The organism is Chitinophaga sp. CCNWYY40 (assembly GCF_037483205.1).
GTDB lineage: Bacteria > Bacteroidota > Bacteroidia > Chitinophagales > Chitinophagaceae > Chitinophaga > Chitinophaga ginsengisegetis.
In genome coordinates this window covers 1-13,842 of the sequence record NZ_JBBHLF010000003.1, presented here as the reverse complement: position 1 = coordinate 13,842, position 13,842 = coordinate 1, and the positions used below count along the sequence as shown (strand labels likewise).

Sequence of the window (13,842 nt, the reverse complement as noted above, 5' to 3'; positions counted from 1 at the left end):
AGAAAAATGAAGGATTTTACGGATTGTTTTGAGCTGCATTTCATTGCAATTTAGCAATGCCATTCCCCATTTAATTAGCGTATATGAAAACAAGAATATTACTACTTCCGGTCCTCGTTGCAATGATGCTGCTCAATGCCTGTAAGAAAGATGACCAGCAGGGTCCTGGTGGAGACAACGGTTCTTACAACTATGGTCCCGGGGCTATCTTTATCAAACAGGGCACCGAAGGGATTACAAAAATTGATATGTCCACCGGGGAATTATCACTGGTGATGAAAAATTGGTTAGATGCCGGCTGGGATATTAGCTGGGATGGAAAAAAGGGAGTAAAGCAGGTAGATGTATCCTATGATGAGACCAAATATATCATTTTCAATACGGGTGATGGCTCCACGCTTAAAGAGGTTAGCTATGAACCCGCTGATAATCATGGCGGGCTGCCTTGTATTTCTCCCGATGGTACTAAACTGGCTTTGCGTCCAACACTCCGGGAGGGACTTGTCATCCTTGATATGGCAGGTAATGTGCTCAAAAGTATTGCCGGGTACGGAGCTGATCATACTTTTGAATACTTAGACCCCATTAACTGGGCTCCGGATGGTTCTATACTGTTTAAAAAGAACAGCAGCCTGTATCGCACATCCGTTGATTTCAGCCGTGCCTTTAAAATCAAAGACATTTCTTTTTCTGACTGGAAGGGGGATGCTGTTGCCAGTCCCGACGGGCAAAAAATAGCGATGAGCCTCAATGGTCATATCTGGTTGATGAATGCTGATGGCAGTGATCTGCACCAGGTCACGCAGAGCACCCAGCAGGAGGTGGCGCCCTCTTTTTCCCCCGATAGCAGGTATATAGCCATGAAGGCCAATTCGCGGGCGGGCGTTCCCGGCAGTGGTACAACAGCCCCTCATCTTTGCCTGATTCCTGCTGATGGGCAGGTTTACAAAGTGTATCCAGGCGAAGATAACCGGGTTATACACCCCACGGTAAAGGGGGCCAGCCCTGATTCCAGGGGACTTGGCGTAGCCATAGTGGGTGATTTTGTTTGGCGGTAACAGACACGCTCCGTATAATATTAAGCGGTTTTAAAACACCGCATGCTGATACTTCCGTTCTGTATTTCTTCGTAGGTAAACTTTATTTCCTCGTTTTTATTTACCAGTCCCAGTGTATAGATCATGGGGAGATAGTGATCATTGGTAGGGATGGACAATTGTGCGTCCCTGCCGAGGGTATGATAATTTACCAGGTCGGTGAAGGCGCCCTGTTCCAGTTTTTGTTTAACGGTTTCGTCGAAGGCAATGGCCCAGTCGAATGGTTTGGCGTTATCCGTAAACACCACCTGCCGGAGATTATGTACAATGTTACCGCTGCCCATAATGAGCACGCCTTTATCCCGTAAGGCTTTCAGTTCTGCTGCCAGTTTGAAATGGTATTCCGGTGGCTGGTGATAATCGATGCTCAGCTGGAATACCGGGATATCAGCCATCGGGTACATGTGTTTCAGTACCGTCCATGAGCCGTGATCCAGGCCCCAGTGGTCATCTTCTATGACATTGGTGGAAGTGATGAGTTGTTTGGTTTCCCGTGCCAGTTCCGGTGCGCCGGGTGCGGGGTATTGTACTGCATACAGTGCTTCCGGGAATCCGCCGAAGTCGTGGATGGTTTCCGGTTGAGGGGCTACCAGTACGTGGGTGCCTTTGGTGAGCCAGTGGGCGGATATTACCAGGATAGCGCTGGGCTTCTGGGGTAAATCCCGCCCCATACTGCTGAGGGCACGTGTAAAAGGATTGTCCATGATACCGTTCATGGGGTTGCCGTGCCCGATAAACATCACGGGCATGCGGGCGCTGTTGTTGAATTCGCCGGTAATATTCCTGAGATCGCTGAGTTGCATGCTATTCCTCCTGATGGCAGCATTGCCTTTAATGATAAAATTTATGCGAACTGGCGTAAGAAGTCCGCCAGGCTTGTTTTGTCCAGTTTATGCAGCAGTGCGCCCTCAATTTCCTGGTAGAGGTTGTCCAGATGCTGGTTGATCTGTTTCCCTACGAGGCAGTCGGGGTTGGGCTTATTTTTGCTATTTCCCAGCAGGGAAGCCTGTTGTACGGCGTGGTATACTTCTGAGAGCCGGATCTTGTCGGCCGGTTTAGCCAGGGTGGCGCCTCCGTTTTTACCTTCTTTACTTTCTATGAGCCCATGGTTGCGGAGGTTGCTGATTTCCTTGCGTACCAGTACCGGGTTGATGTTGATGCTGCCGGCAATAAAGTCGGACGACAACAGTTCCCCTTCCGCGCTGGCCATCAGCGTGAGGATATGCAGTGATATGGGAAATCTTCCGTTGTTCATTCTGTAATCGACTTTATTACAGTACAAAAATACAATAATAGGGGAGAATGGAAAAATTTATCTGTGGGTGTAGAAGTAAACCACGCTGGCAATGATGAGCACCAATACGATAAGGGCAATAACACAACCATTCCGGCTGGGCTGTTTCACTGCACTGGCCACTCCGCGGGCGCCGATGAGGGCTTCCACGGCTTCTTTGGCTTCCAGCAGGCCAATATTGGTGCCGGGGAGCTTGTTCATTTCTGTGAGGTAGTATTTAACGGCGTGCAATTTCCCGGAATGCATGCTCAGTTGTATGGCTTTTTCCTCGATGGTACGTTTAGAAACGGCGTTTTTCCGGTTTTCCGGGGTTGTTTGATCGTTAACTACCTTTTGACAGTTTTGGCAGATAAACAGTACGTGAAATGGGTCTTTTTCCGGTATGGTACGGATAAGATCCGTGCTCCCACACCAGGGACATACTTGTACAGTGCTCATTAATGGTGGAACTTTTTATTAACTGCTGCATAAGTTAATAAAAGTTTTTTAGGTTTCAGCGATAAATGCAGGAGGGGGGAGGTTGCCGATGTAAGGTTAATACTTCCCGGATGCCTCTGGGATACATAGGACATGGATAGGCATTGCACTATCCATGCACTATGTATACTGTTAGCATGCACTCCTCATGCACTATTGATGCACTATTGATGCACTCCCCATGCACTATCGTCCCTTAAAGTTGCTTTTTCAGGTGCCCTGCAAACGCTTTTTTGAACTTTTCCAGTTTGGGTTTGATCACAAAAGTGCAATACGGCTGTGATCCGTTCTGGTTATAATAGTTCTGGTGGTAATCTTCCGCCTCATAAAAGGTGGTGAGCGGTGCAATTTCTGTCACAATAGGTTTGTCGTACGCGCCGGATTCCTGCAGTTTCTTCTTATAAAACTCCGCTTTCTCTTTCTGGGCCTCGTTATTATAGAAGATTACGCTGCGGTACTGGGTACCTACGTCGTTGCCCTGCCTGTTCAGCTGGGTAGGGTCGTGGCTCAGCCAGAACGCCTGCAGCAGTTCTTCATAGCTGATCTTTGCCGTGTCGTAGGTGACGCGGATCACTTCCGCATGGCCGGTAGTACCGGTACATACCTGTTCGTAGGTGGGATTGGGTACATCACCGCCGGCATAGCCGGATTCTACTTTTGTTACACCGTCCAGGTACTGAAATTGCGCTTCTGTACACCAGAAGCAGCCGCCTCCAAAGGTGGCGGTAGCCGTTTTTTCCTTATTGGTTACTTCCATATCTCCAGGCACTTTGTCTTTTTTTTGCTGGGCACAGGCGGAAAACGCCATTGCAATCAGGCAAATGAATATTGAATATTTTCTCATAAAATAAAAATTTCAAGGATGCAGCTTTTTTTTATATGTCGGGAACGTAATGCTGTTAAGGGATTGCAGCCATTCTCGGCATCTTTAAAGTGACATTCCTTTCTATAATTTACGTAATATATGATGGAGGAGACCGACAAGTTAAGTAACTTTAACATTCTTTTGCAGTTTCCAGGAACCCAGGAGCGCCCTGAAAACCTCCCAAAAGCATACGTCAGCAGCAGCAGGAACCGATAGTATAAGCCGGAATTGCCGGATAACGTTTGATAGCATAATGACAACAAAGATGAACAAGAATTAATAATTTTCCCGGATCAGCTTTCTCCGCCACCATGTTGGCAGCGCTTTTACGCGCACTTGAACGTAAACCTTTTACGCAGACACGAACAATACCTGATTGTTGGTGCCTTCTTACTTTAAATAAATTAACACTTGAAATATTTTCCTGAATCTGCGTTAATGCAGTTGGAATTCGACAAAGTACAGGCATTGCTGCAAGAGCATTGCAAAACAGAGCTCGGCAAGGAAATGGCCGCAGCACTCCGCCTGCACACGCATATAGATTACGTAAAAACTGCCCTGCAACAGGCACATGAATATAAACAACTCACCCTGTTACAGGAAAATTTCCCGAACGATTTCATCCTGAACCTCAAAAGGGAACTGCGCCTGCTGTCTATCGAAGGCGCCGTACTCACCGGGGAACAGGCCATGCTGCTGCGTAAACTGGCAGAAAGCATGCACAGCATCGTCCGGTTCTTTGATCACGACCGCCGTGCCCAGTACTCCGCATTGTATGAAGTGATCAAAGAAACCCATTACGAAAAAAAGATCACCGCTACCATTGATGAAGTGCTGGATGAACTGGGACAGGTAAGGGACAATGCTTCCCCGGAGCTGGCCCGGATCCGTATTTCGCTGTACCGCAAACGTACAGAGCTGCGCCGCGTGTTTGACCGTATCCTGCAGAAGCTGCAAAAGCTCAACTACCTGGCCGACCAGGAAGAGGCTTTCCTCAACGGCCGCAGGGTAGTAGCCATTTATGCGGAGAATAAACGCATGGTAAAGGGTATTATTCATGGTGAATCCGATACACGGAAGACTTCCTTCCTGGAACCGGAAGAAACCATAGAACTGAATAATGATATCCAGTCCCTCGAAAGAGAGGAAGGACGCGAGGTATACCGCATTCTCAAAGCCATGACGGCCGCATTAAGCGGGTTTTCCTTTTTGCTGAACGGCTATCATGAAATACTGGGCACGTTCGATTTTATCCGGGCAAAAGCCAAACTGGCGCTGGATATGGATGCGAACTACCCCATGCTGCTGCCGCATGCACAGCTGAACCTCATACAGGCGTATCACCCGCTATTGCTGCTTTATAACCGGAAAAACCAGAAGCCTACCATCCCGGTAAGCATTAACCTGGATAAAGACGCGCATATCCTTGTGATCAGCGGACCCAATGCCGGGGGTAAAACGGTGACCCTGAAAACCATCGGGCTTATTCAGCTGATGCTGCAATCCGGGCTGCTGGTGCCGGTACATCCATCTTCCCAGATCGGGATCTTCAAACAACTGATGATCCATATCGGGGATACGCAATCGCTGGAGTTTGAGCTGAGTACGTACAGTTCCCATCTCAAAAACATGAAATATTTCATGGAAAATGCCAACGGCAGAACGCTTTTCTTTATAGATGAACTGGGAAGCGGGTCGGACCCCAACCTGGGCGGCGCTTTTGCGGAAGTGATCATGGAGGAACTGGCCAAGAAACACGCCTATGGTGTAGTTACCACGCACTATCTGAACCTGAAAGTGATGGCCAACAAGGTAAAAGGGATCGTTAACGGGGCAATGGGCTTCGATGAACAAACCCTGATGCCCATGTATAAGCTGATGGTGGGGAAACCCGGCAGCTCGTATACTTTCTCCATTGCGGAGCGGATCGGGCTGAACCCGTCGCTCATTGCGCGCGCCAAGAAGCTGGTGGATGAGGGGCATTTCCAGCTGGATAAGCTGCTGAACAAAGCCGAACAGGATCTGCAGAAAGTAGAAAGCAAAGAAAAGGAGCTGCAGAAATTACTGAAGGAAAACGAGCGTTTGAAGAAGGAATATGAAGTACTGGCCGACAAAGAACGCAAGCAGCAACAGTATACTTTGCTGAAATTACAGAACCAGATCAAGGAAGATGACCTGCAGTACCTGAAAGATATGGAGCGGAAGCTGAAGCAGATCGTGATAGAGTGGAAGAGGGCCGATGATAAGGAGAAAGTAATGAAGCAGGCAGAGATTCTTTTGTTCCGCCGCCGGGAGAAACAGCATACCGAACAGCTCAATAAAAAGGTACAGGACAAATTTGAGGAGATCAAGGGCCAGATTGAGGTAGGCACCCAGGTGAAAATAGTTACCAACAGGCAGGTTGGTAAAGTGCTGGAGATCCGTGATAAGCGTGCCATTGTAAAAATTGGTAACATTCCTATCAATGTGAAACTGAGTGATCTTGTGCTGGTGCAGGAAAAACCTGCCGAAAAGGTAGAGGAGGGGAAATGATATATATAATATCTATACCTGTATAGATGGTGTAACAAAACTTAATCATCTACCTTTAATAATTAATTCAAAAAATCATTTACCCGATAAAGTATTAAACCAATATGGAAGTATTAGAACGTGTTGTAACACGGAATTCGGATGTACAGGTTTATAACTGCGATTACGCAGAAGGGGCCAATTTTTTCATGGGGGAGTGGAATGGTTATGAGTGCGCAGGTGATCTGAACATACCGCATCGTCATAATGGATATAGTATAGATATATTGATCAAGGGTCGCATAACGCAGATTATTGATTTTAAGAAATACGAGATGGAAGCGCCGGCGCTCATGCTGATGGAACCTAACCAGGTGCATCAGCATGAGATGGATCCCGATGCGGAACTCATTAACCTTTACTTCACCAACGACTTCCTGGTGCCCGAAATGCAGGGAGTGGTGAGTTGCTGGCGCTGTGTATTCAGTTCCGGTATGATTCCGCTGAATCAGGAGCAGCTGGAGGAAGTATTGTCTTATGCAGATTTGATCAGGAAAGAGTATAACGGCGACAAACTGCGCAAGGATGCTATCATCCGTAACCTGCTGAATGCTTTTGTTATTGCGTGCGGACGTATTTCTGAACCTTCCGGTAACTGGATGAATGCAGAGAGTTCGCAATATAATATGGCGCGGCAGTTTAAGATGCTGGTAGACCAGCATTTTCATGAGAAAGCACAGGTTTCGGATTATGCGGAAATGTTGTACGTTTCACCGGGACATTTAAATGACACGGTGAAGGCGTTGCTGGGAAGGAATGCCAAATTTATTATTGACGAGAAACGGATTATGGAGGCAAAACGCCTGCTGTACTGGGGGGAGCACTCCATTAAGCAGATTGCGGCGCAGTTGAATTTTGAAGATGATGCCTATTTTAACCGTTTCTTTAAGAAGCATTCCGGATTCACTCCTGCATCGTTTCAAAAGAGTATCCGTGAAAAGTACAATTAAACCCGTAATAATTTAAACGTCCGTTAACTTTAAATATCTATTTTTGCATTGTGTTTAAAATAATGATGTCGCCCGTGCATCATTCTAAATTTTGAAAACCGATGAGAATTTTTTAGCGGCCGACCGCAAACCTTCAATTTCTTTTTTACAGTAGTAACAAATTGCTGTGCTCAGACGTATAATGTGCTGTAACGTTATAGGTGTCTGAGTGTTGCGGGACTACCTACATGTATTTCACAACCCGATTGCTGTCACTATATTGATTGCTGCGAAGCAAGGCTGCTGTTTATTGGCCTTGATCGTACCGGGGATTTTTATTGTTAGTCGTTTAAAACAAAGTAGTATGAAACCATTGAAATCAACATTAACCACATTGCCAGCAGGCTTACTTTATAGTTTTTTTGTTCTTTCGGTACTGTCTGCCTGCAGCACATCGCAGGCAAAGAATGAAGCACCGCCACCAGCATCTTTACCTGTAATTAAAGCAGTTACATTGCCTGCTACAACATTTCAGGATTTCTCTGCTTCGGTAGAAGGAACCCGTGATGTCGAAATAAGACCACAGGTAGACGGCTATCTAACGAATATTTCAGTAGATGAGGGTGCTTACGTTAGAAAAGGTCAAACACTTTTCACGATCGACAGAAGACCTTATGTAGAACAACTCAACAATGCCACTGCAAATTTACAAGCTGCAACAGCGGCATTAGAGAATGCACAAATCAACGTTGATAAATTGAAACCGTTACTTAGTAATAATGTGGTATCGGATGTTCAATTAAAATCGGCCGAAGCAAGTTACAATTCAGCGAAAGCTAATGTTGCCCAGGCACAGGCCCAGGTAGAAACCGCCCGTATCAATCTTGGGTTCACAAATATTAGCGCACCCAGCGATGGTTATGTAGGCAGTATTCCTTTTAAAACAGGAAGCCTTGTTAGCAGGGGAATGGCAGGCGCATTGACTACTATTTCTGAAGTAAAGGATATGCGTGTTTATTTCTCTTTGAGTGAAACCGATTTCCTCAAATTCAAGGAAAAATATCCAGGTAATAGTATTGCTGAAAAAGTAAAAGGAATGCCGGCAGTAGAATTAATCCTGGCAGATGGCAGTGTTTATCCTGAAAAAGGAAAAGTTGAAATAGTGGAAGGGCAGTTTGACAAAACTATTGGTGCAATTAGTTTACGTGCCAGCTTTCCTAATGCACAGGGAGTACTTAGAAGTGGTAGTACCGGTAAAGTAAGAATACCTACTTTACATGCTTCTGCACTGGTAATTCCCCAGGAAGCCACATTTGAACTGCAAGACAAAGTGTTCGTTTATACCGTGGCCGATAGTAATAAAATCGTTACAAAACCACTCACCATTTCTGGCAAAACGTCTAACTATTATTTTGTTACTGGTGGCGTAAAAGAAGGAGAGAAAATTGTATTATCTTCTCAATCTACCATGATGATGGGCGGTTTAAAAGATGGTGTTGTTATTCAGCCACAGATGGTATCTACAGATAGCTTGTTGAAAGCAAAGCCACTACTTTAAAATTAAGCGTGAAAACACGCCAGTGTTAAGAACGTTTACACAAAACATTATTCAAATTGCGACGCAGGCAGTGTTGTTATACACATGCACTGTTTGTGCTCGTGCGGACATACCGCAACCCATAATTGTTATTTATGTTAAAACGATTTATTGAAAGGCCGGTGTTATCAACGGTTATTTCTATCATATTGGTTATACTGGGAGGGTTGTCTTTATTTTCCCTGCCCACGGCTTTATTTCCTGAGATTGCGCCGCCATCTGTACAGGTTATCGCCAATTACCCTGGCGCCAACGGGGAGGTGATAGCCCGTACAGTTGCTACCCCGATAGAAGAATCGGTAAATGGTGTGGAGAACATGACGTACATGACCTCCAATTCCAATAACGATGGTAGCTACGTCCTGACAGTTTTTTTTAGACAAGGAACGGATCCAGATATTGCGGCGGTAAACGTACAAAACCGCGTATCTAAGGCCAATAGCCAGCTGCCTCCCGAAGTATTGCAAGCCGGGCTTTCTACACAGAAAGTACAGAGCAGCTTCCTGATGTTTGTGGCGATATACAGCGAGGACAGCGTTAAGTATAACGAACTGTTCTTAAATAACTATGCAAGAATTAATATCATCCCTCAGTTACAACGTATACCAGGGGTAGCACAGGTACAGCCATTTGGTTCAAAGGATTATTCGATGCGTATCTGGTTGAAACCGGACAGGCTTGTTGCTAATAATCTTTCTACAACAGAGGTGATGAATGCGATCAAAGATCAGAACGTAGAAGCTGCACCAGGGCGTTTGGGACAAAGTAGTAAAGAATCTTTTGAGTATATTATTAAGTACAAGGGAAAGTCGAACAAGCCTGAAGAGTATGAAAACATGGTGATTAAGGCAAATAACGATGGTTCTGTTCTTCGCCTTAAAGATTTGGCCAGGGTTGAACTTGGAGGCTATACTTATACTGCCTCGAATTTGCTTGATGGCAAACCGGCTACTGGTTTTGGTATTGTGCAGACACCGGGGTCCAATGCCAATGAAATTCTTACCGAACTGGAACGCCAGATTGGAGAATTTGAAAAGGCGTTACCCGATGGTATGAAGTTTAAGATCATGTACAACTCGAAGGAGTTTTTGGATGCATCTATCGACCAGGTAAAAGAAACACTGATCATTGCGTTCATCCTGGTGGCCATCGTGGTTTTCGTTTTCCTGCAAGATCTGCGCTCTACATTGATCCCGGTAATTGCCGTTCCTGTTTCGATTATAGGTACCTTCTTCTTCTTACAGTTATTCGGCTTTAGTATTAACCTGCTTACATTGTTCGCATTGGTACTGGCCATTGGTATTGTGGTGGATGATGCGATTGTGGTGGTAGAGGCCGTACACTCAACGATGGAACGTGAGCATTTACCGGCAAGAGAGGCAACAGTTAAAACGATGAGTGAGATATCCGGTGCGATTGTTTCGATCACATTGGTAATGGCAGCAGTGTTTGTACCAGTGAGCTTTGTACAAGGTCCTGCAGGCGTATTCTATAAACAATTCGCCTTTACACTGGCCATTGCTATCGTTATTTCTGCGGTGAATGCGTTAACGCTAAGCCCGGCGTTGTGTGCTTTATTCTTAAAGAATCAGCATATAGGCGAAGGTGGAGAGAAAAAAGGTTTTGGTGCCCGCTTCTTCCATGCGTTTAATACCGCTTTTAATGCAATGACGGCAAGATATATACGGAGCATCAAATTCCTGCTGAAGAACAGATGGGTGGCCATTACCGGATTATTGCTTGTGGTGGTTGCTACAGTTTTGCTGATCAAAACAACACCTACCGGGTTTATTCCGGATGAGGATCAGGGATTTGTAGTTGGTATTACCCAAACACCTCCCGGTAGTTCACTTAGCAGAACGGAGAATGCAACGAGCCAGATCAGTAAAATTACGATGAAAGATGAGGGCGTGAGCGATGTATGGGCTGCAAATGGGATGAACTTCGTAACAAATGCGAATGCTTCCCCTAATGCTGCGATATTTGTGCGGTTAAAAGATCGTAAGGAGAGAGGTGCTGTAAAAGACCCTACTGCTATTGCCGGCGGTTTGTTAGGCAAATCAATGCAAGTACATGATGCCTTAACTTTCTTTGTTGGTTTTCCAACAATACAGGGTTTCGGTAATGTGAGCGGGGTAGAAATGATGTTGCAGGACAGAACAAACGGATCGCTGGAGAAATTAGCGGGAACGGCATGGGGTTTTATTGGTGCATTAAGTCAGCGGCCGGAAGTGGCAAGTGCGTTCACTACTTTTAATACGGGTAATCCACAATACACCATTGATATAGATGATATAAAAGTGAAACAATTGGGTGTATCTGTTGGTGATTTGTTGAATACGCTGCAAACATATTATGGTAGTAGTTTCGTTTCAGACTTTAACCGCTTCGGGAAATATAGCCGCGTAATGGCGCAGGCCGATGTTTCATACCGGATGGATAAAAGTTCGTTGGATGCTATTTACGTAAAGAACAACCTGGGTACGATGGTACCGGTAAGTACAGTGGCCAAATTCACACGTGTATATGGCCCGGAAACGGTTACACGAAACAACCTGTATAGTGCTGTTACCATTAATGCTACACCTAAGCCAGGTTACAGTACCGGTGATGTAATTACAGCCATCGGAGAAGTATCGAAAAAGGCATTGCCACAAGGATATGCCTATGAGTTTACAGGTATTACCAGGGAAGAGATAAGAGCAGGGAACCAAACTGCGTTCGTGTTTTTATTGAGTGTATTGTTCGTATTCTTCCTGCTGGCTGCACAGTATGAAAGCTATATCCTGCCACTGGCAGTAATCCTTACCGTACCTACGGGTATATTAGGCGTATATAGTTTCATTGGCCTTAGCGGCATAGAAGGCAATATCTACGTACAAATAGGTATGATCATGTTGATAGGATTATTGGCAAAAAATGCGATCCTGATCGTGGAGTTTGCCATACAACGGCGAAGAGCGGGTTATAAGCTTGTTGATGCGGCTTTGGAAGCAGCCCAGCTTCGTCTTCGTCCAATATTGATGACTTCCTTTGCCTTTATTGTTGGTATGTTGCCATTAATCTTTACACAAGGTGCATCTGCCAAAGGAAATCATTCGATCGGTTGGAGTACTGTAGGTGGTATGCTTACCGGGGTGGTCCTGGGGGTATTCATCATACCTGTGCTGTTTGTAATTTTCCAGTTCCTGCAAGAGAAAATCAGCCGCAAGCCGATAGTGGAACTGGAAGAAGGACATGAAGCAAAGCTGGTACACTAAAAGATCATCATTATCTATTATCAGAATCAGAAAAAAGACAAATGAAAACAAGTTATAGCTCATTTTTAATTCTGTTGTCCTTAGTTGTAGGATTAGCAGCTTGCCGGGTAGGACGCAATTACGAGCGGCCCCCGGTGGCGCTGCCACAGCAGTTCAATAATGACACTGCTCCTTCAGACACCAGCAGTATAGCAGAAATAGAATGGAAGAAATTTTTTACAGATTCCACTTTACAGCAGCTGATCAGCCAGGCCCTCACCGGCAACTATGATCTGCAGCTGGCGGTGAAAAAAGTAGAAACGGCACAGGCCTATCTGAAACAAGCCAAAGTAGCCTGGTTACCGGCTTTTACGGCTACTGCATCGGGTAGTACCAACTTCCCTTCCAAGAATAGTTTCAATGGATTGAACCTTTCTGTTAATAACCTCGGCGACCATATCGAAGATTTTAACATCGGTGTAGGTATGTCGTGGGAAATTGATATCTGGGGTAAGATAAAACGTCAGAAAGAAGCTGCACTGGCCAGCTATCTGCAATCATACGAAGGTGAGCACGCCGTGCAAACCGGGCTGGTAGCAGCAATAGCCAACAGTTACTTCAACCTGCTGATGCTGGACAACCAGCTCAGTGTGGCCCGCAGAAACCTGGCACTCAGCGACACCATCGTAAAGATGATCCGCCTGCAGAAAAACGCCGGTGAAGTAACCGAGCTGGGTGTACAACAGGCCATTTCGCAGCAGCAAACTGCGGAACTGCTGATACCACAGCTGGAACAAGGTATTGCCATCCAGGAAAATGCGTTGCGCATTTTAACCGGTGAGCTACCGTCAACGATTACACGTAGCAGTAAACTGAGCGACTTCCAGGTAACGGAATCATTGCCGGCAGGTATTCCCGCCGCCATGATCAGCCGCCGCCCGGATGTACGCGCCAGCGAAATGGGACTGGTAGCCGCTAACGCACAGGTAGGCGTGGCGCAGGGTAGCATGTATCCTACGCTCACCATCACCGGCAGCGGTGGATTGAATGCCTTCAAAGCCAGCAACTGGTTTAATCTTCCTGCTTCCCTGTTTGGTACAGTGGCTGGAAGCGTGGCACAGCCTATCTTCCAGCGCCGTCAGTTAAAAACGCAACTGGAAGTAGCTAAAATCCAGCGTGAACAGGCCGTGATCCAATTTAAACAATCGGCCCTCATAGCAGTAGGAGAGGTAAGTGATGCATTGGTAAAGCTGGACAAAGTAAAGGTGCAGCAGGAAATTGCGGTTCGCCAGGTAAATACTTCCCAGCTGGCCGTACAACAGGCCCAACTGCTGTTCCGCAGTGGTATGGCTAACTACCTCGAAGTAATCACTGCACAGTCGCGTTCCCTGCAGGCCGAACTGGCCCAGGCCGACATAGACCGCCAGCGCCTCAGCGCGATGGTAGACCTGTACCGCTCCCTGGGCGGTGGCTGGAAATAGTCGCAGCAAATGACGGATCAAAGCGAAAGACCATCAGCAGAGCTTTTAGAATCATTACAAGAAACAGATCGCTTAGGTCCGTCATTTTCATCATATCGTCCCGGTTTACGTGTTGTAAGCCGGGATTTTTATTTCGGGAACCCTTGCTGCTGGCTGGTTTTAAAAATAATCCACGAATTTTTTTTTATTTTCAATTTCTTTTATACTTTTGCGTCCCTGGAGAGTTGGCAGAGCGGTCGATTGCGGCAGTCTTGAAAACTGTTGACTGTAACAGGTCCCGGGGTTCGAATCC

The 13,842-nt window shown here is 46.0% G+C and carries 10 protein-coding genes; 6 read left to right on the top strand and 4 right to left on the bottom strand.

Annotation, left to right across the window (positions count from 1 at the left end; genetic code table 11):
* Positions 1–83: 83 nt before the first annotated feature.
* Positions 84–1,058: a TolB family protein gene (locus tag V7S65_RS10685; RefSeq protein WP_336387137.1), complete on the top strand. Its 975-nt coding sequence runs from the start codon at positions 84–86 to the stop codon at positions 1,056–1,058.
* A 20-nt stretch (positions 1,059–1,078) separates the two neighbouring features.
* Here the strand turns inward: V7S65_RS10685 and ygiD are convergent, their stop codons facing one another.
* The 4 genes from ygiD to msrA form a co-directional block, all read right to left on the bottom strand.
* Positions 1,079–1,900, bottom strand: a complete 822-nt coding sequence (ygiD, locus tag V7S65_RS10680; RefSeq protein ID WP_336387138.1) for a 4,5-DOPA dioxygenase extradiol — start codon at positions 1,898–1,900, stop codon at positions 1,079–1,081.
* 41 nt (positions 1,901–1,941) lie between these two features.
* On the bottom strand, positions 1,942–2,352 hold the full coding sequence (locus V7S65_RS10675) for an Rrf2 family transcriptional regulator (protein ID WP_079473398.1): 411 nt from the start codon (positions 2,350–2,352) through the stop codon (positions 1,942–1,944).
* 57 nt (positions 2,353–2,409) lie between these two features.
* Positions 2,410–2,829 (bottom strand): hypothetical protein, encoded by a 420-nt coding sequence (locus tag V7S65_RS10670; protein ID WP_079473399.1) that lies wholly within the window; start codon positions 2,827–2,829, stop codon positions 2,410–2,412.
* A 235-nt stretch (positions 2,830–3,064) separates the two neighbouring features.
* Positions 3,065–3,712, bottom strand: coding sequence for a peptide-methionine (S)-S-oxide reductase MsrA (gene msrA, locus V7S65_RS10665; protein ID WP_310009564.1), 648 nt, complete (start codon positions 3,710–3,712; stop codon positions 3,065–3,067).
* A gap of 432 nt (positions 3,713–4,144) precedes the next feature.
* Here msrA and V7S65_RS10660 point away from each other — a divergent pair, with 432 nt between their 5' ends.
* From V7S65_RS10660 to V7S65_RS10640, 5 genes are all read left to right on the top strand, one after another.
* Positions 4,145–6,265, top strand: a complete 2,121-nt coding sequence (locus tag V7S65_RS10660; protein WP_079473400.1) for an endonuclease MutS2 — start codon at positions 4,145–4,147, stop codon at positions 6,263–6,265.
* A gap of 104 nt (positions 6,266–6,369) precedes the next feature.
* Positions 6,370–7,254: a helix-turn-helix domain-containing protein gene (locus tag V7S65_RS10655; protein WP_079473401.1), complete on the top strand. Its 885-nt coding sequence runs from the start codon at positions 6,370–6,372 to the stop codon at positions 7,252–7,254.
* Between the two features lie 343 nt (positions 7,255–7,597).
* Positions 7,598–8,791 (top strand): efflux RND transporter periplasmic adaptor subunit, encoded by a 1,194-nt coding sequence (locus V7S65_RS10650; protein ID WP_336387139.1) that lies wholly within the window; start codon positions 7,598–7,600, stop codon positions 8,789–8,791.
* Positions 8,792–8,925: 134 nt separating this feature from the next.
* Positions 8,926–12,090 (top strand): efflux RND transporter permease subunit, encoded by a 3,165-nt coding sequence (locus tag V7S65_RS10645; RefSeq protein ID WP_336387140.1) that lies wholly within the window; start codon positions 8,926–8,928, stop codon positions 12,088–12,090.
* A gap of 41 nt (positions 12,091–12,131) precedes the next feature.
* Positions 12,132–13,550 (top strand): efflux transporter outer membrane subunit, encoded by a 1,419-nt coding sequence (locus V7S65_RS10640; protein ID WP_336387141.1) that lies wholly within the window; start codon positions 12,132–12,134, stop codon positions 13,548–13,550.
* Positions 13,551–13,842: the final 292 nt, after the last annotated feature.